General features: G+C 63.9%; 23 protein-coding genes. 13 read left to right on the top strand and 10 right to left on the bottom strand.

Annotation, left to right across the window (positions count from 1 at the left end; genetic code table 11):
• Positions 1-23: 23 nt before the first annotated feature.
• The 4 genes from NL532_RS26585 to NL532_RS26570 all read right to left on the bottom strand — a co-directional run bounded on the left by NL532_RS26585 (position 24) and on the right by NL532_RS26570 (position 2,278).
• Positions 24-209, bottom strand: a complete 186-nt coding sequence (locus NL532_RS26585; RefSeq protein WP_023668475.1) for a membrane protein — start codon at positions 207-209, stop codon at positions 24-26.
• 72 nt (positions 210-281) lie between these two features.
• Entirely contained in the window at positions 282-1,139 is an 858-nt protein-coding gene (locus NL532_RS26580; RefSeq protein WP_023828031.1) for a S49 family peptidase, read from the bottom strand.
• Between the two features lie 120 nt (positions 1,140-1,259).
• Positions 1,260-2,054, bottom strand: a complete 795-nt coding sequence (locus tag NL532_RS26575) for a tRNA1(Val) (adenine(37)-N6)-methyltransferase (protein ID WP_023696580.1) — start codon at positions 2,052-2,054, stop codon at positions 1,260-1,262.
• Positions 2,054-2,278: a putative signal transducing protein gene (locus NL532_RS26570; protein ID WP_023692106.1), complete on the bottom strand. Its 225-nt coding sequence runs from the start codon at positions 2,276-2,278 to the stop codon at positions 2,054-2,056. Before NL532_RS26570 ends, NL532_RS26575 begins: the two co-directional genes overlap by 1 nt.
• Before the next feature lie 221 nt (positions 2,279-2,499).
• Here NL532_RS26570 and NL532_RS26565 point away from each other — a divergent pair, with 221 nt between their 5' ends.
• The 5 genes from NL532_RS26565 to NL532_RS26545 all read left to right on the top strand — a co-directional run bounded on the left by NL532_RS26565 (position 2,500) and on the right by NL532_RS26545 (position 7,713).
• On the top strand, positions 2,500-3,516 hold the full coding sequence (locus tag NL532_RS26565) for a polyprenyl synthetase family protein (RefSeq protein WP_023668471.1): 1,017 nt from the start codon (positions 2,500-2,502) through the stop codon (positions 3,514-3,516).
• A gap of 87 nt (positions 3,517-3,603) precedes the next feature.
• Positions 3,604-4,272: a GntR family transcriptional regulator gene (locus NL532_RS26560; RefSeq protein ID WP_023687112.1), complete on the top strand. Its 669-nt coding sequence runs from the start codon at positions 3,604-3,606 to the stop codon at positions 4,270-4,272.
• 353 nt (positions 4,273-4,625) lie between these two features.
• Positions 4,626-5,219 (top strand): biotin transporter BioY, encoded by a 594-nt coding sequence (locus NL532_RS26555; protein WP_023828032.1) that lies wholly within the window; start codon positions 4,626-4,628, stop codon positions 5,217-5,219.
• 110 nt (positions 5,220-5,329) lie between these two features.
• Complete coding sequence (locus NL532_RS26550) at positions 5,330-5,746, top strand: DUF1284 domain-containing protein (RefSeq protein WP_023684368.1); 417 nt, start codon at positions 5,330-5,332, stop codon at positions 5,744-5,746.
• 191 nt (positions 5,747-5,937) lie between these two features.
• On the top strand, positions 5,938-7,713 hold the full coding sequence (locus NL532_RS26545) for a tetratricopeptide repeat protein (protein WP_023828033.1): 1,776 nt from the start codon (positions 5,938-5,940) through the stop codon (positions 7,711-7,713).
• A 209-nt stretch (positions 7,714-7,922) separates the two neighbouring features.
• Here the strand turns inward: NL532_RS26545 and NL532_RS26540 are convergent, their stop codons facing one another.
• A complete protein-coding gene (locus tag NL532_RS26540) occupies positions 7,923-8,384 on the bottom strand; it encodes a GNAT family N-acetyltransferase (protein ID WP_023684366.1) in 462 nt (153 codons plus the stop codon).
• 176 nt (positions 8,385-8,560) lie between these two features.
• On the opposite strand from NL532_RS26540, the gene NL532_RS26535 reads away from it, so the two are divergent.
• From NL532_RS26535 to glyS, 3 genes are all read left to right on the top strand, one after another.
• On the top strand, positions 8,561-9,505 hold the full coding sequence (locus NL532_RS26535; protein WP_023684365.1) for a glycine--tRNA ligase subunit alpha: 945 nt from the start codon (positions 8,561-8,563) through the stop codon (positions 9,503-9,505).
• 397 nt (positions 9,506-9,902) lie between these two features.
• On the top strand, positions 9,903-10,304 hold the full coding sequence (locus NL532_RS26530; protein ID WP_023692101.1) for an endonuclease domain-containing protein: 402 nt from the start codon (positions 9,903-9,905) through the stop codon (positions 10,302-10,304).
• A gap of 68 nt (positions 10,305-10,372) precedes the next feature.
• Positions 10,373-12,841 (top strand): glycine--tRNA ligase subunit beta, encoded by a 2,469-nt coding sequence (gene glyS, locus NL532_RS26525; protein WP_023828034.1) that lies wholly within the window; start codon positions 10,373-10,375, stop codon positions 12,839-12,841.
• 76 nt (positions 12,842-12,917) lie between these two features.
• Here glyS and NL532_RS26520 read toward each other — a convergent pair whose 3' ends face one another.
• Both NL532_RS26520 and NL532_RS26515 read right to left on the bottom strand, forming a co-directional pair.
• The gene (locus tag NL532_RS26520; RefSeq protein WP_081732299.1) at positions 12,918-13,301 is read right to left on the bottom strand and encodes a hypothetical protein; all 384 of its coding nucleotides are present in this window, start codon (positions 13,299-13,301) and stop codon (positions 12,918-12,920) included.
• 165 nt (positions 13,302-13,466) lie between these two features.
• A complete protein-coding gene (locus NL532_RS26515) occupies positions 13,467-13,925 on the bottom strand; it encodes a hypothetical protein (RefSeq protein ID WP_023706636.1) in 459 nt (152 codons plus the stop codon).
• Between the two features lie 372 nt (positions 13,926-14,297).
• Between NL532_RS26515 and NL532_RS26510 the strand changes: the two genes are divergently transcribed.
• The 3 genes from NL532_RS26510 to NL532_RS26500 all read left to right on the top strand — a co-directional run bounded on the left by NL532_RS26510 (position 14,298) and on the right by NL532_RS26500 (position 17,463).
• A complete protein-coding gene (locus tag NL532_RS26510) occupies positions 14,298-15,263 on the top strand; it encodes an L-threonylcarbamoyladenylate synthase (protein ID WP_023709889.1) in 966 nt (321 codons plus the stop codon).
• Positions 15,264-15,281: 18 nt separating this feature from the next.
• Positions 15,282-16,712, top strand: coding sequence for an FAD-binding oxidoreductase (locus tag NL532_RS26505; RefSeq protein ID WP_023687121.1), 1,431 nt, complete (start codon positions 15,282-15,284; stop codon positions 16,710-16,712).
• Between the two features lie 184 nt (positions 16,713-16,896).
• On the top strand, positions 16,897-17,463 hold the full coding sequence (locus tag NL532_RS26500; RefSeq protein ID WP_023668457.1) for a DUF6101 family protein: 567 nt from the start codon (positions 16,897-16,899) through the stop codon (positions 17,461-17,463).
• 267 nt (positions 17,464-17,730) lie between these two features.
• Here NL532_RS26500 and ubiA read toward each other — a convergent pair whose 3' ends face one another.
• Both ubiA and NL532_RS26490 read right to left on the bottom strand, forming a co-directional pair.
• Positions 17,731-18,714 (bottom strand): 4-hydroxybenzoate octaprenyltransferase, encoded by a 984-nt coding sequence (gene ubiA, locus NL532_RS26495; RefSeq protein ID WP_023830030.1) that lies wholly within the window; start codon positions 18,712-18,714, stop codon positions 17,731-17,733.
• Positions 18,715-18,765: 51 nt separating this feature from the next.
• Positions 18,766-19,677, bottom strand: a complete 912-nt coding sequence (locus NL532_RS26490) for a LysR family transcriptional regulator (RefSeq protein WP_023668455.1) — start codon at positions 19,675-19,677, stop codon at positions 18,766-18,768.
• Between the two features lie 91 nt (positions 19,678-19,768).
• Here NL532_RS26490 and NL532_RS26485 point away from each other — a divergent pair, with 91 nt between their 5' ends.
• Positions 19,769-20,563 carry a phytanoyl-CoA dioxygenase family protein gene (locus NL532_RS26485; RefSeq protein WP_023752609.1) on the top strand — a complete coding sequence of 265 codons (795 nt, stop codon included), beginning with the start codon at positions 19,769-19,771 and terminating at the stop codon, positions 20,561-20,563.
• Positions 20,564-20,696: 133 nt separating this feature from the next.
• Complete coding sequence (gene purD / locus NL532_RS26480) at positions 20,697-21,983, top strand: phosphoribosylamine--glycine ligase (protein ID WP_023727498.1); 1,287 nt, start codon at positions 20,697-20,699, stop codon at positions 21,981-21,983.
• A gap of 3 nt (positions 21,984-21,986) precedes the next feature.
• On the opposite strand, the gene NL532_RS26475 is transcribed toward purD, so the two are convergent.
• Complete coding sequence (locus tag NL532_RS26475) at positions 21,987-23,099, bottom strand: glycoside hydrolase family 25 protein (protein WP_023723281.1); 1,113 nt, start codon at positions 23,097-23,099, stop codon at positions 21,987-21,989.
• Positions 23,100-23,403: the final 304 nt, after the last annotated feature.

The raw sequence follows: 23,403 nt of genomic DNA, 5'->3' as shown, positions 1-23,403 counted from the left end.
GTCGGCTGCTGACGGGATGATGCTCAGTCCTTGGCCAGGCGGTATTCGCCGGTCTTGGGATCCTGGACCAGCGTGCCGTTGGTGCCGTTGGCTGCCTGCTTTTCGGTGCGCCGCACCTTGGCGGTCACACGTTCGGCCTCGCGGACGAAGGTGCGGTAGCCGAAATAAGCGGCTGCGCCGACAACTGCGAAGAAAATGATCTGTGGCATTTCAAAGCTCCTCCCTCGCAAGGCGGCAAGGCAGACTGTCAAGCCCTCATGCTAGACGCTTTCCCTGCTTTTTCAAAGCCCGAAGCGCGCCCACAATGCGCGCTCTTCCGCCGCATCGATCACGCCGCTTGCGGCGGCGGCGGCAATATCGGGCGCTGAAAAGTTCGAGCCGAACAGGCCGATGCGGCCAAACAGGCCACGCGGCGCGGTGACCAGCCTGAGCTGGGTTTTCGCGCCGAAGCGGGTTTTCAGTACCGTGCGCATGTCGCTCAACGCATCGACGAGGCCAAGCTCCAGCCCTTTCTTGCCGGTCCAGAACAGGCCGGTGAACAGGTCCGGATCGTCCTTCAGCTTGGTGCCACGGCGTTCCCTGACCAGGTCGATGAAGGTCTCGTGCACTTCCAGCTGCAGCGCCTTCAGGCGCTCGACGTCTTCCCTCTTCTCCGGCTTGAACGGGTCGAGCACCGCCTTGTTCTGGCCGGCGGTGTGGATGCGACGCTCGACACCGATCTTCTTCATCAGTTCGGGAAAGCCGAACGAGGCCGAGACGACACCAATCGAACCGACGATGGAGGACGGATCGGCAAAGATCTCGTCGCCGGCGACCGCGATCATGTAGCCGCCCGAGGCCGCCACATCCTCGACAAAGACCAGCACCTTTTTGTTCTTCTCGACCGCGAGGTCGCGGATGCGCTTGAAGATCAGCCGCGACTGCACCGGCGAGCCGCCAGGCGAATTGATCGAAATGGCGACGGCGGGCGCATCGAACAGGAACGCCTTTTCGATGAGGGCGGCGGTGGACGCCAAGGACAGGCTCGGCCGGAACGGGCCGCCGCCGGCCATGATGGTGCCATGCAGCCTGATGACGGGAATGGTGACGACGCTGGATCGCCAGGATTTCGGCAGCAGGCGGTTGAAAAGGCGTTTCACGAGGTGGCTGTCTCCAAATGGCTTCAACGCATGTAGGGATTTGCCGGTCAACGGCAATGCTGCAATCCATCTCAGCCAACTGTGTGCCGGTTTTGCGGCAACGACACTGACGGGCCTAAATCAATCGCCAAACAGCGACGCCAGTCCGTTGTTGATCATCTCGGTTCGTTCCGACGGGCCGTCGCCCGTTTGCCCATGCAGCATCAAAGGCGGGCGGATCGACAGCTTGCCGCGCGCGCCGAGCGCTGCCCTGACCACAATGCGGATTGCGGCTGCTTCCGGGCGCGGATGCACGGCCAGCATCTCGGCGTCGCCGAAGCGGCCCGACAGCGCATCGAGGAGGTCGCCAAGCTGTTCCGGCCGCGCAATGACGGCCAGGCCCCCGCGCGGCTTGGCGACGGCAGCCGCACTCCGGATCCAGCTTTCGAACAGCCCGTCGTCCATGACATGCGCCTGCCGCCGCAGCGGATCTGGCGTGGCGCGGTCTTGCGCCGCGTTGAAGGGCGGGTTCATGATGACGAAATCGAAGGAATTGTCGGCGAGGCCGGCTTGCGTCCGCGCCCGGCCTGACAGCGTGACGTCGGCGGTCAGCACCGAGGCGCGATTGCCGAGATGCGCATTGCCGGGATGGGCGAGCGTGGTTGTGGCGAAGCCTGCCATCTCGGCCGACCGTTCGACGAGCACGACCTGCGCCTCTGGGCAGCGCGACAGCACGGCGAGACCCGCCGCACCGGCGCCGGCGCCGAAATCGGCGAGGCGTCCAGAAAAACCGGATGAAACTGCTGCCGCCAGCATCATGGCATCCATCCCGGCGCGATGCCCTGTCCTGGGCTGGACCAGCCAGAAGCGGCCGCGATGGAAGGCATCGACCGTATGGGCCGGCGTATCGCTGGTAAGCGCGCTCGCTTCAGCCATTATGTCTGGCGGATTTCGTTCTCGATGCCGGCGTCTTTCAAGATGCGCCGCGCCTGATCGGCCTGGTCGGCATCGACCATCACGCGCTTCTGCAAAAGACCGATCGACCCTTCGAGAATGCTCATGTTCTGGTCGGCGACGAAGCAGGCGATCCCGGCATCGCGCATCAGCGATTCGACGAAGGAGATGATCACGGCATCGTTGGTGCGCACGAGTTCTATCATCGGACGAAGTTCGCAGGTTGCAGCGTTGATGTAAACGCCGGAGCATGGCGCCGAAAAGTGTGGAGCGGTTTCCGGGCAACGGCATGCGGTCGCTAAGGTTGACACGCCGTCACCGCAGCCGCGCCAATTCGCCTCTTGCCGTGCCCGTATGTGCCGCCCTAGAGTCCCAGGTGGGACCAGGGTGCCGTCGCACGCGTGATCAAAGACGGGAGTGTTTGTTGGTGGGTGTCGTTCTCAACATCGAAAACGGGAAGCGGGAACCCGCGTCCATCAAGGATCTCATCGACCTGACAGCAGCCGATATGGGGCGCGTCAACAAACTGATCCTGTCCAAGGCCGGCTCCGACGTCGAGATGATCCCGGAGGTCGCCAATCATCTGATCTCGTCGGGCGGCAAAAGGCTGCGTCCCATGCTGACGCTCGCGGCGGCCCAGATGTTCGGCTATTCTGGCGAGGGCCACGTCAAGCTCGCCACCGCGGTCGAGTTCATGCACACCGCCACGCTGCTCCATGACGACGTCGTCGACGAGAGCGGCATGCGGCGCGGCAAAAAGACTGCCCGCATGATCTGGGGCAACCAGGCGAGCGTGCTGGTCGGCGATTTCCTGCTCGGCCAGGCTTTTCGCATGATGGTCGATGTCGGTTCGCTGGAAGCGCTCGACATCCTGTCCAGCGCCGCCTCGATCATCGCCGAGGGCGAGGTGATGCAGCTGGCGGCAGCCAAGAACCTGGATACCACCGAGGACGAGCATTTCGCCGTCATCAAGGCCAAGACCGCGGCGCTGTTCTCGGCTGCCGCCGAGGTCGGCCCGGTCATCGCATCGGCGACGCGCAACGATCGCGCCGCCTTGCGCTCCTACGGCATGAATCTCGGCCTTGCCTTCCAGCTCATCGACGATGCGCTGGATTATGGCGGCTCCAGCCAGGAGCTGGGCAAGAATGTCGGCGACGATTTCCGCGAAGGCAAGGTTACACTGCCGGTCATCCTCGCCTACCGGCGCGGCACCAAGGCCGAGCGCACCTTCTGGAAGCGCGCCATCGAGGACAATGTCACCGACGATGCCGGCCTGGAAAAGGCGATCGGCCTGATGACCCGCCATGGCGCCATTGCCGACACCATCGGACGGGCCCGCCATTTCGGCGAGATCGCCCGCGATGCGCTGGCACCGCTGGAGGCGACGCCGCAGAAATCGGCGCTCATCGACGTCATCGACTTCTGCATCAGCCGGGTGAACTGACCCGCGCCTGGCGCCAAAGCAAGTTTGCACGCAAAATCGGGCAATCACCGCTCGACAATCGGCAGCAGTGCAAATTATCTATAAAACATGGCAAAGACCGCAGACGACACCATTGCCGTGCGCATCAGCAAGGTGCTGGCGGATCGCATCATATCGGGCGCGATCGAACCCGGCGCCCGGCTGCGGCAGGATCACATCGCCGAGGAATTCCAGACCAGCCATGTCCCGGTGCGCGAAGCCTTCCGGCGCCTGGAGGCGCAAGGGCTGGCGGTCAGTGAGCCCAGGCGGGGCGTGCGCGTCGCCGCTTTCGATCTCGGCGAGGTAAGGGAAGTCGCCGAAATGCGGGCAGCCCTCGAAGTGCTGGCGCTGCGCCATGCCGCGCCGCATCTGACGGCTTCCATTCTCAACCTTGCCGAAGAAGCCACAAAGGCCGGCGACAAATCCCGCGATGTCCGCTCTTGGGAGGAGGCCAACCGCACCTTCCACCGGCTGATCCTGGCGCCCTGCGGCATGCCGCGGCTCATCGCCACCATCGACGATTTGCACGCCGCAAGCGCCCGCTTCCTGTTCGCCGCATGGCGCTCGGAATGGGAAATCCGCACCGACCAGGATCATCGCGCGATCCTGAGCGCGCTGCGACAGGGCAATACCGAATCGGCCGCCGCCACGCTTGGCCGGCACGTTCAGTGGATCGGCCAGAAACCGGTCAAGACCGCGTCGGGCAAGATGCGCGAAGCGTTTGCCATCGTCGGGTAGGGACGAAGGGACAAGTCGTCGGATTCCGCGCGTAGCGATCCTTCACACCCCCCTCTGTCCTGCCGGACATCTCCCCCGCAAGGGGGGAGATCAACAGCTTTGCCGTTGCGTTAGTCCTGCAACGTCGGCCATTGGCGAAAGCAAAGGCGACATCCGATCTCCCCACTTGCGGGGGAGATGGCCGGCAGGCCAGAGGGGGGTGCTGTCCCGCCAGCCTTTCCAAATGTCCTTTATTCGACACGCAAGCCCAAGCCTTTTTAGGGGCGAGGGTTGCCATTCCCGCGCAAATATGGATTCGATAATAGATCGAACAACAAAATTATCTATAATTCAAACCAGCCAGGGAAGCCGCCATGACCGACATCGCCTTTTCGCCCTCCAAGCCCTCCTTCAGCCCGTTGCGCCTGCAAACCCGCTCGTATGCCTGGCAAGCCGCGGCCATCGTCATCGGCACGCTGTCCATTGCGCTCGCCTCCTACATGGAAGTGCCGATGCTGCCGGTTCCAATGAACATGCAGACCTTTGCGGTGACGCTGGTGGGCGCGCTCTACGGCTGGCGGCTCGGCGCGATCACCATCGCCGCATGGCTCGTCGAGGGCGCTGTGGGTTTGCCGGTGCTGTCGGGCGGAGCTGCCGGCATCCAGCATTTTGCCGGGCCGACCGCCGGTTATCTCTTCGCCTTCCCGCTTGTCGGCGCGCTCGTCGGCTGGCTGGCCGAGCGCGGCTGGAACGGCAACCGCGTGCTGCTCGCCTTCGCCGGCATGGTCCTCGGCAACCTCGCCTGCCTGGTTCTCGGCACGGCCTGGCTCGCCCTCATGATCGGCCTCGAACATGCCATCGCCTTCGGCTTCTTGCCCTTCCTCGTCGGCGGCCTGCTGAAATCGGCGCTCGGCGCCGCGACGCTCAAGCTGTTTTGGAGCAACAAGGCGGACCCGGCAGGAGCATGATCCCGAAAAGTGGAGTCCGGTTTTCGGAAGAGATCATGCTCAAACAAAGAGATGGAGCCCCATCCCGATACCATCGGGATGGAACAGGCTCCGCTGGTGCGTCCTGACCGATGACCGTCCGGCTGCGCTCCCACCATCTTCTTTGCCTGCTGACCTATATCGGCGAAGGGTACAGCGCAGCCTTCGTCGCCAACTATGACGTGATCGCGAAACGTCTGGGCCGGGGCGAGGATATTCTGATCGTCTCCGGCCCCGACGACATCTGCCAGCCGCTGCTCGGCGGGGCGCAGCCCCACTGCTTGCGCGAAAGCGCCGCCGGCCGGGACGAGCTGGCAGCACGCGATGTCGGCAAGCTGCTGACCCGGCCGATCCGGGCCGGCGTCCGCTTCAGCCTCGACGCGGCAACGCTTGCCGGCTTGCGCGCCGCCTTTGCAGCCGGCGTGACGCGTGAGGCCTGCCAGGGTTGCGAGTGGGCCGGCCTGTGCAGCACTGTCGCGGCAGGCGGATATCGCGATGTCAGGCTGTAGCTCCCAACCCCGATCTGCTATTGTCGGAACCGATAGTGTCTGCGTCGCCATGGTTTGTTAATCGGGTGACCCGATTGTGAATTCGGCCCGGATTGAAGCCTGACCCCAAAAAGGCCATGCTTTGTCAGGAAACATCGAGTCTATGGCTTCTCCGCGCCGACGCGGGATGGCGCTTGGCTGAAAGGGATACGATGCGGCAAGGACGTGCGCGCTGGCTCGCGGGGCTGGCAATTGTGGCAGGGATGGCGATTTCTCCGCTTCCTGCCTACGCCAAGGAATCGACCGACCCGGTCAAGATCACCTCCTTCTCGGGCGCCTATCTCGCCGCCCGCATCGCCGAAGGCGACAACGACCTCGACAATGCCATCGCTTATTACAAGCAGGCGCTCGCCTTCAATCCCGGCGACACCTCACTGCAGCAAAGCCTGATGCTGTCGCTGATCGCGCAAGGCCGCTTCGAGGAATCGCTGGTCTATGCCGACAAGCTCAAGGGAGTTCCCGACGTCGAGCGCTTCTCGCGTCTGGCTCTGGCGGTCGATTCCTTCCACAAGAAGGATTTCACCAAGGCGCAGTACTGGCTCAAGCTGTCGCTCGAATCCGATCTCGACCGACTGATTTCCGGCGTCATGTCCGGCTGGGCACAAGAGGGCGCCGGCGACCCCACCGGGGCGATGGCCTCGATCGACAAACTGCAGGGGCCTGACTGGTTCGGCCTGTTCAAGTCCTTCCACCGCGCGCTGATCGCCGATGCCGCAGGCCTATCGGACAAGGCCGACGCGCTTTATGACGCGACCCTGACCGACGTCACGGCCGGCGGTGCCGCGCCCGAGACATGGATGCGCAACGCCCAGGCCTACGCGTCTTTCCTGGCGCGCAAGGGCAACAAGAACAAGGCGCTCTACGTGCTCGACAAGGCCGAGGCGTTCGCGCCCGGCAAGCTCGACATCCAGGCGCTTCGCGACAGGATCAGCAAGGGCGACAAGATCGAGCCCTTCGTCGCCAGTCCCTCCGAAGGCGCCGCTGAAATCCTGCTCGACCTCGCCATCGCGCTCAATCGCGGCGGCGGCGAGCCGTTCGTGCGCCTCTATCTGCAATATGCGCTCGCGCTCAAGCCAGACAGCGACGCCGCTTTGGTGCAGCTTGCCGCCGTTGCGGAGCAGCTGAAGGACGGCGAAGGCGCCATTGCGCTCTATAGCCGCATTCCAGCCTCCTCGCCGCTGAAGGAGCTTTCCGACCTGCAGCTCGGCCTCAACCTTGCCGATCTCAACCGTCACGACGAGGCGATCGCCCATCTCAAGGCATTCGTCGAAGCTCACCCCGATGACATGCGCGCCTATCTGGCGCTGGGCGGGGTCTATGCCTCGAAGGAGGATTTCCGCTCCGCCGCCACTCTCTACGACAAGGCGGTCGCGGTGCTGAAGACGCCGACCAATGCCAACTGGAACATCTACTATCAGCGCGGCATCGCCTATGAGCGGCTGAAGGAATGGCCCAAGGCCGAACCGAACTTCCTCAAGGCGCTGGAACTGTTCCCCGACCAGCCGCAGGTGCTGAACTATCTCGGCTATTCCTGGGTCGACATGAACATGAACCTCAAGGAAGGCCTGGCGATGATCCAGAAGGCCGTCGACCTCAGACCGAGCGACGGCTACATCGTCGATTCGCTGGGCTGGGCCTATTTCCGCATGGGCCGGTTCGACGACGCCGTGCGCGAAATGGAGCGCGCCGTGTCGCTCAAGCCGGAAGATCCGGTGCTCAACGACCATCTCGGCGATGCCTATTGGCGCGTCGGCCGCAAGCTCGAAGCCACTTTCCAGTGGAATCAGGCGCGCGACCTGAAGCCGGATCCCGATGTGCTTGCCATTTTGCAGCAGAAGCTGATGAAGGGCCTGCCGCCGATCGAATCCAACACGGCGCAGGAAACCCCGAAGGTCAAGCCGGCCACCCCGCCAGCGCCGAAGGGGTGATCGGGCCATACTTCTGATGAAACGGGGCTCGCTGAGCCCCGTTTTTGTTTCGGCTTGGCGTCTTAGAGCAATTCCAGGAAAAGTGTGCGCGGTTTTCCGCTCGGAATTGCGACAGAAACAAAGAGATAGAGACGCCCTATCGCGATCGTCATTCTATGGCGGAGCAAGGAGCGAAGCGACGCGGCGCAGACCCAGCGTTGGCGCTCATTCTAGAACAGCTTTCGGTAGACGACGAAGCCCGAGAGATCGCCGATCTTGTCGTAGAGCTTCATCGCCGTGTGGTTGGTTTCGTGTGTCAGCCAGTAGACGCGGCTGGAGCCTGCGGTTTGCGCCCTGGTATAGACGTCTTCGATCAGTGCCCGGCCGACGCCCTTGCCGCGCGACGCCTCATTGGTGAAGAGGTCCTGCAGATAGCAGTTCGGCGAAATCGCCGTCGTGGTGCGGTGATAGAGATAGTGGACAAGACCGAGAAGCTTGCCTTCGCTCTCCGCGACCAGCGCATGCATAGGCTCATAGGCATCGAAGAAGCGCGACCATGTCATTGCAGTGATGTCACCGGGCAGGGCGGTCTCGCCCGAGCGGCCGTAAAACGCATTGTAGCCGTCCCACAGCGGCAGCCATTGCTCGTAATCCTCTCGGGTGACGGGGCGTACGGTGAGCTGGCCTTGCATGGCTGAACCTCTGTCGTTGAAGCTGGGCGAGCAAACGGCCACCGGCACCGTCCGGCAATGGGCCAGTCCGAAGCAAAGCGTTCAACCTCTCATCAAGGCGGCGATAGGCGCTGCCTTGACGCTAGCCGGCCCGGCAACTAGGGAATGGCATCATTTCAGCGCTTTCCGAGGCCGCCGTGACGTCAGACAGTCCAGCCCATATACATCCCAGCCGCTCGTTCCAGGGGCTGATCCTGACCCTGCACAATTACTGGGCCGCCTATGGCTGCGTCATCCTGCAGCCTTACGACATGGAAGTCGGCGCCGGCACCTTCCATCCGGCCACCACGCTGCGCGCGCTCGGGCCCAAGGGCTGGAACGCCGCCTATGTCCAGCCCTCGCGCCGGCCCAAGGACGGCCGCTACGGCGAAAACCCCAACCGGCTGCAGCATTATTACCAGTACCAGGTGATCCTGAAGCCCAACCCGCCGAACCTGCAGGAGCTCTATCTCGGCTCGCTCAAGGCGATCGGCGTCGATCCGTTGCTGCACGACATTCGCTTCGTCGAGGACGACTGGGCAAGCCCGACGCTTGGCGCCTGGGGGCTCGGCTGGGAGTGCTGGTGCGACGGCATGGAAGTGTCGCAGTTCACCTATTTCCAGCAGGTCTGCGGCATCGAATGCGCGCCGGTGGCGGGAGAACTGACCTACGGCCTGGAGCGGCTGGCCATGTATGTGCAGGGCGTCGACAATGTCTACGACCTCAACTTCAATGGCCGAGAAGGCGCCGAAAAAGTCACCTATGGCGATGTCTTCCTGCAGGCCGAGCAGGAATATTCCAGGCACAATTTCGAATATGCCAACACCGCCATGCTGCTCAGGCATTTCGAGGACGCCGAAGCCGAATGCAAGGCGCTGCTCGCGGCCGGCGCCCCGGCTTCGAACGACAATCTGCCGATGCACCGCATGGTCTTCCCGGCCTATGACCAGTGCATCAAGGCCAGCCACGTCTTCAACCTGCTCGACGCGCGCGGCGTGATTTCGGTGACCGAGCGGCAGAGCTACATCCTGCGGGTGCGCAATCTGGCGAAAGCCTGCGGCGAGGCATTTTTGCAGACCCAGGCCGGCGGGCTCGCCGCCTGAGGCTCACTTCATCATTTCGAGGGAAATGTTGATTGGGGCCAACATCGGGCCAGTCGACCCCGCCATGGTCCGCATAGCCTGCCGTACGCCCGGCATCGAGAAGGCGCCATGCACCTGCGCGGCGAAACAGGCGCTGAGCGCGATGATCTGGAGAAGTCTCGATGCCGTTTTCATGGTCGTTCAGCCAATAGGTCCCTGCCTGAGCGTTGGTCGCTTCAGCGCTGCGTTTGGTTCATGGAAATCTTTGATCAAAGGACGGGCGGGCTGGTTGCGGCCCGACAGGGGCGGTCAAAATTCCTGGAAACAGCGGTCAGCCGAGTTGCCATGCCCTCTTACCTCCCCCTAGATGGGGGAGGTCGCCGCGAAGCGGCGGGTGGGGGTGACAGCGCGACGTTCCATGCCAAAACTCGATCGATTCAAGCTGCAGTCTGCGCAAAGGCTTCGCGCGGCGATGACCGACGAGGAACGCATCCTGTGGCGGCATCTGTGGCGCATTCCAGTAGAAGGCACTCATTTTCGCAGGCAGGCGTCGGTAGGCGTTTACTTCCCTGATTTCATCTCCCACCGGCTGAAGCTGATCATTGAGGTGGACGGTGCCCATCACAGCTTCGATGACCAGCTGCGCCATGACGAGCGTCGAACGAAATGGTTCGAGAGCCAAGGCTACCGCGTCATTCGCTTCTGGAACCATGAAATCAAAAACGAACTGGATTCCGTGCTCGATACGATCTATGCGGCGGTGGAAGAACGAAAATCACACCTGCGTTTGCGCGATGGTGCCGAAGGTATCGGCGGCTGAGAGGTCGCCACCCCACCCCGGCGCTACGCGCCGACCCTCCCCATCAAGGGGAGGGTGGGAGCTTAACCATGCCAGACCTGCTCTTAGAACTTCGCTCCGAGGAAATCCCCGCCCGCATGCAGCGCAAGGCGGCGGGCGATCTCAGGAAGATGCTGACCGACGGTCTGGTCGAGGCGGGTCTGACCTATGACGCCGCGCGCGAATACTGGACGCCGCGGCGCCTGGCGCTCGATGTCAGGGGCCTGACCGCGCGCTCGAAGGACATCCACGAGGAGATCAAGGGGCCGTCGACGACGGCGCCGGAACAGGCGGTGCAGGGTTTTCTGCGCAAGGCAGGCCTTGCCTCGGTTGCCGAGGCGCATGTTCATTCCGATCCGAAGAAGGGCGATTTCTACGTCGCCCATATTTCGAAGCCGGGCAGGGCGGCGGAAGAAATCATCGCCGAACTGGTGCCGGCCATCATTCGCGGCTTCCCCTGGCCGACATCGATGCGCTGGGGGCCGGCTTCAGCCAAGCCCGGTTCGCTGCGCTGGGTGCGGCCGCTGCAGACGATTCTGTGCACCTTCGGCCCGGAGACCGAGGAGCCGGTGGTGGTCGATTTCGAGATCGATGGCATCCGCTCGGGCAATATCACCTACGGCCATCGTTTCATGGCGCCGGGTGAAATCACCGTGCGTCGCTTCGACGATTACGTGACCAAGCTGGAAGCAGCCAAGGTCGTGCTCGACGGCGACCGGCGCAAGGAGATCATCCTTGCCGACGCCCGCAACCTCGCCTTCGCCAACGGGCTCGATCTGGTCGAGGACGAAGGGCTGCTGGAGGAAGTGTCGGGCCTGGTCGAATGGCCGGTGGTGCTGATGGGCGAATTCGAGCAGGCCTTTCTTGCCATTCCGCCCGAGGTGGTGCGGCTGACCATTCGCGCCAATCAGAAATGCTTTGTCACCCGTCCGCAAGGCGACGGCGAAAACCTTTCCAACCGCTTCATCCTCACTGCCAACATCGAGGCGAAGGATGGCGGCAAGGAGATCGCGCACGGCAACGGCAAGGTGGTGCGCGCGCGCCTGTCGGATGCGCTGTACTTCTGGCGGACCGACCAGGGCGATCTGCCCGATCTGGGAGAGCTCGAGGCATCGGCAAAAAAGTTCGGGCTCGATCTGAAAAAGCCGCTCGACCAACGCATGGCCCGCCTCGACCATCTCGGGGTGACTTTCCACGCCAAGCTCGGCACGCAAGGCGAGCGGGTGGAGCGGATCAAGCGGCTGGCGGAAGAGCTGGCGCCAACAGTGGCGCAGTCGATCTCCCCCCTTGAGGGGGAGATCGCCGGCAGGCCAGAGGGGGTCGCTTCGGCTGCCGCGACGCCGTCCGGTCTCTCGAAGAAAGAGGGAGTTGGCGCTCCACGCGAGACGACCCCCTCTGTCGCCTTCGGCGACATCTCCCCCTCAAGGGGGGAGATTACCGCGCTCGCGGCCCGCGCCGCGGTGCTGGCCAAGGCCGATCTTACGACCGAAGCAGTGGGCGAGTTTCCGGAACTGCAAGGCGCCATGGGGCGCAAATACGCGCTGCTGCAGGGCGAGCATCCGTCCGTGGCTGCGGCGATCGAGGAGCACTACAAACCTCAAGGTCCGTCGGATAGCGTGCCGACCAATCCGGTGTCGATTGCCGTCGCGCTGGCCGACAAAATCGATACGCTGGTCGGCTTCTGGGCCATTGATGAAAAGCCGACGGGCTCGAAGGATCCTTACGCGCTGAGAAGGGCAGCACTGGGTGTGGTGAGGATCCTGATCGAGAATGGGATCTCACTGCCGCTGAGATCGCTCTTCGATAGTGCCTATCAAACGGCGAGTTATCTCGCGTCTAAGGCTGGACGGGCCTTTGGCTCCGACCTCCTCGCCTTCTTCCACGACCGCCTGAAAGTCTATCTCCGCGACCAGGGCGCTCGGCATGATCTCATTGACGCCGTGCTGGCAGGTGGTGGAAGCGCGCCAATCTCCCCCATTGTGGGGGCGGCGAAGCCGACAAAGGGGGGCGCTGTCCCGCCGACCTCTCATTCTGGCGCGCCCCCCTCTGCCCTGCCGGGCATCTCCCTCACAAGGGGGGAGATCGGCCAATCGCACTCGGATGACCTCCTGCAGATCGTGCGCCGCGTCGAGGCGCTAGGGTCCTTCCTCGACACCGAGGACGGCAAGAACCTGCTCGCCGGCGCCAAGCGCGCGGCCAACATTCTGGCTGCCGAGGAGAAGAAGAAAACGCGCGTCGCCGCGACTGTTGAGCCGGCGCTGTTTCGCGAGGAGGCCGAGAAATCGCTGTTTGCGGCGGTGAATCAGGCGGAGAGAGAAGCCGGCGAAGCGATTCAAAACGAAGACTTTTCCGCCGCCATGCTGGCGCTTAGCTTGTTGCGTGAACCGGTTGATTCATTCTTTGAACGCGTTCTCGTGAATGATGAGGACCAGGCCGTGCGCGCCAACCGCCTGGCGCTGCTGGCTCGCATCCGCACGGCCACCGATCAGGTCGCGGATTTTTCCAGAATAGCTGGCTAAGGGACGGACAAGCCCGAACACGGGCGGCGTTCACACGCCGCCCGTCTTGTTTTCAGTCCTCCCGAGGCTGACTCCGTCAGTCCTCCAAAATGCTGACATGCACGCTGTCTGAATAGACGTCGACCTGGATCAGCGGCTCGCCATTGACGATGGCGTTCCGTGTCGAGGAGCTCATCGCGCCACCGCGCTTCAGCATGCGTTCCAGATACGCGCGATCATCGTTGCTGCGGAACCAGTCATCGCCCTGGTCGTCGGCATCGCGCCGGTGGAACTTGTGCCAGTTGGCACGGTCCTGCCGCACCATCTGTGCTGCGCTGCTCAGCTCATAGCCGTCGCTGGCATGGTGGTCGCGATCGGAAATGCGCGCGACGTAGGACCCTAGCTCGTCACCGGCCTGCGCGCCGCCGACACCTATAGGTGACGCCAGCAACAGGCCGGCAATAGTCAAAGATTTCGTCATGTTCATGATAACCCCTCGCTCTCCTAGAACCCGGCGCGCTCATGCCAAACCCGATTGGCGAAATTGGGGCCGCCGCCGCCAAGCCGATCCTGCGCCGGGGCGTCGATCGGCGTCAAGCGGCATGGATCGGCCGACTGTCTTGGCCGACTGTTTTGGCTGAATGGCCTACTCGGCTTTGCCGACGCCCTCGATCGGCTGCTGCGGTGTTGCTGCCGGCTGCGGCGCTGCCGGTTGCGACTCGGGCTTGCCGTTCGATGCCGTTGCAGTTCCGGCTGGTGCGGTCTCTGCCGTCGGCTCAGTCGCCGGCGCCGCGGCGCTCGCCCTGGCCGGAGCCGGCGCGGCGAAGGCGCCGCCGACGATGCCGCCGCGAATGATCATCGGGTCCTGGCCGTGCCTAGGCTTTTCGGGGATCGCCGCGACCTTTTCATAAGTCACATCGGGCTGGGCATCGCCGAGTGCGACGATCGATGGCGACGAGGCGATCCTGACCGGTTCGGATCCGCCAACCTTGATGACCGATGGCGTCGAGGTCGAGACGCCGAGAAAGACGATCGACGAGGCGTGCGCCCCACCGGTCATCGCCGCCAGGGTGAAACCAAGCGCTCCAAGCACACGCATCGACATCGAAACCGTCCCCTTGCCCGACAAGCCGCCAGCCCTAACCGCAAATAGCCTTAACCCCAGTGGATTGATGCCGGCTTGCAGGGAAACGTAGCATTTTAGGCATTGATAATTCGCCAACGCCGGCTTGCCCGAAAACCACTGCCGTATTAGAGCAATTCCAGGAAAAGTGAGTAGCGGTTTTCCGTCCGGAATTGCGCAAAAACAAATACTTAGAGCGTTTCAGCGAACCGCTGAACCGCTCTAATGCATGTCGCTCAAAAGTGGCCCCGGTTTTGAGAGAACGACATGCATCAAAACAAAGACCTAAAGCGCGTCGCATGAATCCGGTTCAGCGCGACGCGCTTTAGGTCCGGTGCCTGTGAGGTGAAGCGAGTGGCTGAGATACTATCCGTCGGCGAAGCGATGGAGCAGGCGTTGGCGCTGCTTGAGGGCGGCGACGTCGTCGCCATCCCGACGGAGACCGTCTATGGACTGGCCAGCGACGCGACCAATGGCGTCGGCGTCGCCCGCATTTTCGAAGCCAAGGGCCGGCCGCGCTTCAACCCGCTGATCGCCCATGTCGCCGATCTGGCGATGGCCGAGCGCATTGCGATCTTCGACCCGCTTTCGAAGCGGCTGGCCGAGGCGTTCTGGCCGGGGCCGCTGACGCTGGTGCTGCCGCTCCGACCCGGCAACGGCATCCATCCGCTGGTCACCGCCGGGCTCGATACGATCGCGCTGCGCATGCCGAGGGGGTTCGGCGGCGAGCTGATCGCCAGACTCGGCCGGCCGTTGGCCGCGCCCAGCGCGAACTCTTCGGGCAAGATCAGCGCCACGACGGCGCAAGCCGTCGCGGCCGATCTCGGCGCCAAAATCCAGCTGGTGGTCGATGGCGGCGCCACCCCGGTCGGGCTGGAATCGACCATCGTCAAGGTCGAAGGCAACAGCGTGCGGCTGCTGAGGCCAGGCGGCATCGCTGCCGCCGATATCGAGGCCGTCACCGGCATTAAGCTGCAGCGCGGCGCGACAGCCGGCATCGAGGCGCCCGGCATGCTGGCGTCGCATTATGCGCCGCGCGCATCGGTGCGGCTCGATGCACAGAGTGTGGCTGAAGGCGAGGCCTTGCTGGCCTTTGGTGGCGACCGCGCCGAAGGCTGGCAGGCGGCGGCCGCCTTGCGCAACCTGTCCGCGTCAGGCGATTTGCGCGAAGCCGCAAGCAATCTGTTCGCGTATTTGCAGGAACTCGACCGCAGCGGTGCGGCGACGATCGCCGTCGAGCCGATCCCGTTCGATGGGCTCGGCGAGGCGATCAACGATCGGCTGTTTCGTGCCGCTGCCCCCCGTGACAAGCTCGATTGAGCGCCATAGTTTGCGCCCATGAACGACGCACCCTTCGACCTCGATCCCGCTCTCATCGCCCGCTTCGCGGCAATCGTCGGCGACAAATATGCGCTGCGCGACCAGGCCGATATTGCGCCGTATCTGACCGAGCGGCGCGGCCTATGGCACGGCAGGACCGCCTTGGTGCTGCGCCCCGGCAGCGTCGACGAGATCAGCCGGATCATGCGCCTGGCGAGCGAGACGGGAACGCCGGTCGTGCCGCAAAGCGGCAACACCGGGCTGGTCGGCGCCCAGGTGCCTGACGCATCCGGCCGCGAGATCGTGCTTTCTTTGTCGCGGCTGAACCGCATTCGCGAGATCGACGTCTTCTCCAACACGGTAACAGTCGAGGCCGGCGTTATCCTGCAGACGCTGCAGGAAGCGGCCGATGCCGCCGACCGGCTGTTTCCGCTGTCGCTCGCCGCGCAAGGGTCCTGCCAGATCGGCGGCAATCTCTCGTCCAATGCCGGCGGCACCGGCGTGCTTGCCTATGGCAATGCGCGCGAACTCTGCCTCGGCGTCGAAGTGGTGCTGCCGACCGGCGAGGTCTTCGACGATCTGCGCAAATTGAAGAAGGACAACACCGGCTACGATCTGAAGAACCTGTTCGTCGGCGCCGAAGGCACGCTCGGCATCATCACCGCAGCGGTGCTGAAACTGTTTCCCAAGCCCAAGGGGCGCGAAGTGGCCTTTGCCGGCCTGTCGTCGCCGGAAGCAGCGCTTTCGCTGTTCAGCCTGGCGATGGACCGGGCAGGGGCGGCACTCACCGCCTTCGAGCTGATCGGCCGGCGTCCGTATGATTTCACGCTGCGCCATGCGCAGGGCGTCACGCGGCCGCTGGCGCAGGATTGGCCATGGTATGTGTTGATGCAGGTGTCGTCGGGCCGTTCAGCCGAGGACGCCAGGGGGCTGATCGAAGAAGTGCTGTCGGCAGGCCTCCAGCAAGGCATCGTCGGCGACGCGGTGATCGCGGCCAGCCTGGCGCAGGGCGACGCGTTCTGGAACTTCCGCGAGGTGCTGCCGGATTCGCAAAAGCCCGAAGGTGCTTCGATCAAGCATGATATTTCGGTGCCGGTGGCATCCATCCCGGCGTTTATCGAAAAGGCGGCCGGTGCAGTGGCTTCGGTCAGTCCGCAGGCGCGCGTGGTCTGCTTCGGTCATATGGGCGACGGCAATCTGCACTACAACATCTCCCGGCCGGAGGGCGGTGACGACGAAGCGTTTCTCGGCCTCTACCACGCCATGAACCATGCCGTGCACGATGTCGTGCGCTCCTTCCACGGTTCGATCTCGGCCGAGCATGGCATCGGCCAGTTGAAGCGCGACGAACTGATCGCCACCGCGCCGCCAATGGCGATCGAACTGATGCGCCGGGTGAAGGCCGTCTTCGATCCGGCCGGCATCATGAATCCCGGTAAGGTTATCTGATCCTTTCAACATTTTGTGGCTGGTTTCATTCCGATAACCATCGCCTGAGATCAGCAAAATTTAACTGACTTTCTTAAGCCGCGCGGCAGAAGCTCGCGCTAATGTTTCACACAACGAGGCCGGGAAAACTGGCCCGGTGGGATCCGTGAAAGCGGCTCTCAGGAGAAACACAGGAAGGCAGCAGATGAACAGTGTATTGAAGCCCGTCTGGGCCGGGCGCAACATGCGCCTCGACCCATTCCGCCTGCCGCAAGTGGTGAGCTATGCCACGCGCGACGACTATGGCGACGTTACCTTCACCATCGACCAGCGCGGCGCCGTCATCCGCCGCACGCTCGAGATGAGCGGCGTGCCGGCGATCATCGCGCTGCCCGCCAACGCGTTTCGCGGCGTTGCCGCCCGCGCGATGGAGGATGCGCAAGGCAATGTCACGGTAACCCTCGAACTCCTGCACAACGACCCGATGCTGTCGGTGCCGCTGCTGGTGGCCGACGATCTCGACGACGTCGCCGCCGACTGGCGCGCCTGGGCCGACGCCTACCGGCTGCAGATGCTGCTGATCGAATCCGACGGCATTGCCCGCACGCTTGAGGAATCGCTCGGCGCCGCCATCAAGGCGCTGCCGGCCAAGGATCGCCGCAAGGGCCGGGTCTCGACCACGCGCCGCCCGCGCTTCCTCGCCCGCCGCAGGGCCGGCAATCTCGGGCTGAGGCTGGTGATCGACGGCCAGGAGATTATTTCGAGAGAGTAGCTTGACCGGCGATTGGCGAAACCGCCGACGACAGCCTTCTTCTCCCCGTCACTATACGGGGTTGAGGAGCGGTCCGCGTAGCGGACGAAAAGCCAATTGCTTGGCTTTTCGAGTGACCAACGCCCGGCAGGGCGATGAGGGGCGGCGCTGACCGAGGCATTTCTCGCAATATCGCCGCTGTGCATCTCACCTCAACTGCAAAGATTGGCGCTGCCCCTCATCCGGCTGCCGGCACCTTCTCCCCGTGTAGTGACGGGGAGAAGGAGATTAAACCAGCGGCTTTAGCGCCACCCACAGCGCACCGCCGATCAGGCCGATGAAGATCAACCAGCCGACCTGGTTGTTGGATTTGAACAGCCGCAGGCATTGATCGGGATCGTCGATATCCAGAACCGCTATCTGCCGCGCCATATGGGCGCCGGCGGCGATCAGCCCGGCCAGCGCCACCACCGGCACCTGCGCCGAGGCGAAGGCGATGGCGAAGCAGACCAGCGTGCCGCCATAAAGCCCGACCAGCCAGGTCTTGGTGTTGTCGCCGAACAGCCGCGCCGTCGAGCGCACGCCGACGATTGCGTCGTCTTCCTTGTCCTGATGTGCATAGATGGTGTCGTAGCCGATCACCCACAGGATCGAGCCGATATAGAGCATGATGGCCGGGCCATCGAGATCGCCGAACTCGACCGCCCAGCCCATCAGTGCACCCCAGGAGAAGGCGAGCCCGAGCACCAATTGCGGCCAGTTGGTGAAGCGCTTCATGAAGGGATAGACGGCAACGATGACCAGCGAGACGATGCCGAGCGGAATGGCGAAGTCGTTGAACTGCAGCAGCACGACGAGGCCCAGCAAGGCCTGGATGACCAGGAACGCCCAGGCTTGGCGGCGCGTCACCTTGCCGGCCGGCAATGGCCGCGAGCGCGTGCGCTCGACCTTGTTGTCGATGTCCTGGTCGACAATGTCGTTATAGGTGCAGCCGGCGCCACGCATGGCGACGGCGCCGACAAAGAACAGGAACAGGAACCACGGCGACGGCAGCAATGTGAGCAACGGGTCGCTTGCGCGCGGATAGGCGCTGGCCGCAAGCGCTGCCGACCACCAGCAGGGCCACATCAGCAATTGCCAGCCGATCGGCCGGTCCCAGCGCGCAAGCTGCGCGTAAGGCCACAGCCAGCGCGGCAATATCTTGTAGACCCAATGGCCGCTCGGCGCGTCGGCGACGCGGCCCTGTGCGGCTTTCGACTGGATGGTTTCCATCGTGCTGGAGTGGCAGCAGCGGCGTGCCCCGTCAAGCGGCCGCATTGTCGCTCAGGCGGTGAAAATATCGTGGCTGGCAAACCATTCCTTCGCCACCTCCGTGAAGGCCAGCGCCGCCTTCGACAGCCTTTGCCTTGTGTCATGGGTGAGGATGATGCGCTGCATCGGCAGCGGATCGGACAGCGGCTTGCAGACCAGCGGCAGCCCGTCATAACTCCTGTCGCCATAAGGCCTGGTGTAGCTCACCGCGACGCCGAAGCCGTTGGCGACCATGCTGCGCTGCAGTTCGAACGAACTCGCCGTCGATTGCGAGACCGGCGACAGGCCGCGGCTGAGGAACAGGTCCAGCATATGCTGCCAGCTGTGCGGCTGGTCGGTGGTGATCAAGGGATGGGTCGCCAGCTCCGCCAGGCTGACGCTGGCCTGGCTGGCCAGCGCGTGGCCTTGCGGCAGAAGCGCGTGTGGCCGCAGCTCATGCAGCAGGATGCGGGCGAAGTGCGAGGGCAGGCCGAGATCGTAGGTCAGGCCGAGATCGATTGCCGCATCGCCGAGCCGCCGGCCCAGCGTCTCGAAGGTCTCGTCGCGGACCACCACGGTGACCGCCGGGCAGCGTTGCGAAAAAGCGCGGATCAGCGCCGGCGCGAAATAAGGCGCCAGATCCTCGAAACAGCCGAGCACAAGTTCGCCCCCGACATCGGCGTCGCGCGTCCCGAGCCCAACCAGTTCGTCCGCTTCGGCCAGCACCTGCTTTGCCTTCGCCACCGCGCTGCGGCCGAACGAGGTCAGCGCGATGCCGCTGCCGCGCTGGCGCACGAACAGTTTCTGGCCGAGCGTCGCTTCGACATTGTCGATCGCCACCGAGATCGAGGGCTGCGAGACGTTCAGCATCCGCGCGGCCGCGGTGACGCTGCCATGCCGTGCGACGGCGACGAGGTAACGCAGCTGGGTGAGGGTCAGATTCATAGTCTAAAACTATAAGAGAGATGAGAAGTTATTATTTTACGCGATGTACGGCGGCTGCGATAGTCGGTCATCGAAACAGGGAAAACATGAGATGGCCGCCAGACATATCGATGCCGCAGCGATTGCCGACTACCAGCGCGACGGCGCGGTCTGCATACGCGGCGCTTTCAAGGACTGGGTCGGCACCATCGGCGCCGGCATCGAGCGCAACATGCAAAACCGCAGCGCCACGGCGTCGGACATCGCCAACGGCAAGGGCAGCTTCTTCGACGATTACTGCAATTGGGAGCGCATTCCCGAATTCGTCGACGTGGTGCGCAATTCCCCGGCCGCGGAACTCGCGGCAGCGGCGATGCAGTCGCGCAGCGCCCAGTTCTTCCACGACCATGTGCTGGTCAAGGAACCGGGCACGCAAAAGCCGACGCCTTGGCACCAGGACATCCCGTATTACTTCGTCGATGGCACCCAGACCGTCAGCTTCTGGATTCCGATCGATCCGGTCAAGGAAGCGACGCTGCGGCTGATCGCCGGCTCGCACAAATGGGACAAGATGATCCTGCCGGTGCGCTGGCTCGATGACAGCAATTTCTATGCCGGCGAGGGCGATTATCTGCCCGTGCCGGATCCAGACAAGGACCCGTCGCTGAAGGTGCTCGAATGGGAGATGGAGCCGGGCGACGCCATCCTGTTCGACTTCCGCACCGCGCATGGTGCGCGCGGCAATCCGACCGCGGCGCGTCGCCGGGCGCTGTCGCTGCGCTGGGTCGGCGACGATGCGCGCTATGTCGAGCGCCCCGGCCGTACCTCGCCGCCCTATCCCGGCCATGACATGAAGCCCGGCCAGAAACTGCGCGAGGACTGGTTCCCGGTCGTCTTCCAGAGCTGATACCGGCCGGGGACGCCGTGCTCTCGGCGCGACGTTCCCGTGCGCAACCGGTATGGCGCAAGGTAAAACTCTTGACCCGCGCCGCCCGGGGCAATAGCGCAGTCCCTGTCGTGAAATGACAAGGGACATCGGCATGCGCGTTTTGTTGATCGGCTCCGGCGGCCGCGAACATGCCCTGGCCTGGAAGATCGCGGCCTCGCCGCTTTTGACCAGGCTCTATGCCGCGCCCGGCAATCCGGGCATCGCCCACGAGGCCGAACTGGTCAAGCTCGACATCGCCGACCATGCCGCTGTTGCCAGCTTCTGCAAGGACAACGCGATCGACCTCGTCGTCGTCGGGCCGGAAGGCCCGCTGGTCGCCGGCATTGCCGATGACCTGCGCGGCGAAGGCATCCGCGTCTTCGGACCGTCGAAGCGCGCCGCAAGGCTCGAAGGCTCGAAAGGTTTTACCAAGGACCTCTGCGCCAAATACGATATCCCGACCGCTGCCTATGGCCGCTTCACCGATCTGACCGCGGCAAAGGCCTACGTCGAAAAGATGGGAGCGCCGATCGTCATCAAGGCCGATGGGCTCGCTGCCGGCAAGGGCGTCACCATCGCCATGACGCTGGACGAGGCGCGCGCCGCCCTCGATGCTTGTTTCGACGGCGCATTCGGTGACGCCGGCGCTGAGGTCGTGGTCGAGGAATTCATGACCGGCGAGGAGGCGAGTTTCTTCTGCCTGTGCGACGGCACGACCGCACTTCCCTTTGGCACCGCGCAGGACCACAAGCGCGTCGGCGATGGCGATACCGGCCCCAACACCGGCGGCATGGGCGCCTATTCGCCGGCGCCGGTGATGAGCCCCGAAATTGTCGAGCGCACCATGCGCGAGATCGTCGAGCCGACCATGCGCGGCATGGCCGAGCTTGGCGCGCCGTTCGCCGGTATTCTGTTTGCCGGGCTGATGATCACCGACAAGGGGCCGAAGCTGATCGAATACAATACCCGCTTCGGCGATCCCGAGTGTCAGGTGCTGATGATGCGGCTGAAGGACGATCTGCTGGTGCTGCTCAACGCCGCCGTCGACGGCCAGTTGGCGCACAGTTCGATCCGCTGGCGCGACGATGCCGCGCTGACCGTGGTGATGGCGGCACAGGGCTATCCCGGGACGCCGGAAAAAGGCTCGGTCATTCGGGCTCTCGACGAAGCCGCTGGCGAAGGCGTTGAGATTTTCCATGCCGGCACTGCCATCAATGGCGGCGCGCTGGTCGCCAATGGCGGCCGCGTGCTGAACGTCACGGCATCAGGCAAGACGGTGGGCGAAGCGCAAAGCCGCGCTTACGCCGCGCTCGACCGTATCGACTGGCCGCAAGGCTTCTGCCGCCGCGACATAGGCTGGCAGGCGGTGGCGCGGGAAAAGGCCAGCGCCGCCACATAAGCCTCAGCGCTCGCGAACCAGTTCCGTCGAAGCGGTGCTGACCGGGTCGGCGGCCTGCGAGAAGGCGGCCTCGAGCAGAGCCTCCGAACGATACGTGGTCCGCTTCCAGGCGACATACTCGGCAATACCGAAGCGCGCGCGGCGCGGCACCGTCTTGACCACCGGCATGCGGAAGGCGGCGCGGAATGTCTGCCAGCGCGCGCCGAGCACCGCCACCATTTCCTCGACCGTCGGTGGCGTCGCCACATCGGCGTATGTGATGGTGACTTTGCCGGCGAGCCCGGCCGCGCGCGACACCGGCACCGGTATCGAGGCGAGGTAGTCGGGCGGCACGTCGATCAGGCCGCCGAAGGGCCATTGCTGGCGCAGTGCCGCCGCGTCCATCGGCGCGACGTTGACGTCGATGTCGTTGGGCGTGCCGGCGACGCGGTAGGGGCAGCGCAGGCGCCCGCAATTGGCCTGCGCCGAGAACTGCCACAGCGCATAGCCCTGCCAGTTGCCCATCGGAAAATGCACGTCGATGTCGGGCTTGTAGCGCGCATACCAGAGCGGCAGCCGCGACAGCAGACGGTATTGGTAGCGGTTGTCGGCGATGTACTGGGCGGTCTTGCCGTTGGTGTAGAGGATCGGGAAACGGCCGAGCCGCCGGTGCACCTGGCGCACGAATTCCTCGGCATCCTCGAGCGACATCCATTGCGAGGGGTCGTTGCCTTCGAGATCGAGGGCGAGCAGATCGTCAGGGGCTGGCTCGGCGAAATCGATGAAACTGTTGGCCTGCTCGAGCGGATTGCCGGGGCGGGCAAGATGATAGGCGCCCCATTTCAGGCCGAGCGCCTTGGCCACCACCTTGCGCGTCTGAAACAGCTCGCGCGTCACCGCAAAGCGTTTCCACAATGTCTTGCAGAGTTTGACCGTAGGCTCGTCGCCGTAGCAGAAATAGGGCGGCGGCAGCCCGTCGGAGGCCTTGTTGATGAAGCCGACAATGCGCTTGTCGGTGGCAAGCTGCGCCCAGTCGATGGAATTGTATTCATAGGCGTCGACCACCAGCGCGCGGTCGCCATCCCGCCAAGGCTCGGAAAAGTCCGAGGCTGTAGCCGCTGACGTCAGCGCCATCATCGCCGCGAGAGCGATCGCTGAGCGGCGAAGAAGATGCGCCGGCGTTTTCAAACAGGGGATCCCCGCTGACCAAACACCGATGGTGGACCGGTATGGTTAAGGAAGTGCTTTCGGGCAGGAGTCCTGTCGCTCTCGCGATTTCGTCATTCTATGGCGAAGCAAGGAGCGAAGCGACGCGGCGCGGACCACAGTATGCATTCCGCGACTTCGAAGCGTTGCCACGGCGCGGAATTCTGCACCGTTGCGCCCCTGGCGCGAGGTCGCGACATGGTACTCGGCATCCGCTACGCTCCCGCTCCACCTG

The organism is Mesorhizobium sp. C120A (assembly GCF_030323105.1).
GTDB lineage: Bacteria > Pseudomonadota > Alphaproteobacteria > Rhizobiales > Rhizobiaceae > Mesorhizobium.
Note: the sequence above shows the minus strand (reverse complement) of the source record. Positions and strands in the feature narration are given on the sequence as shown.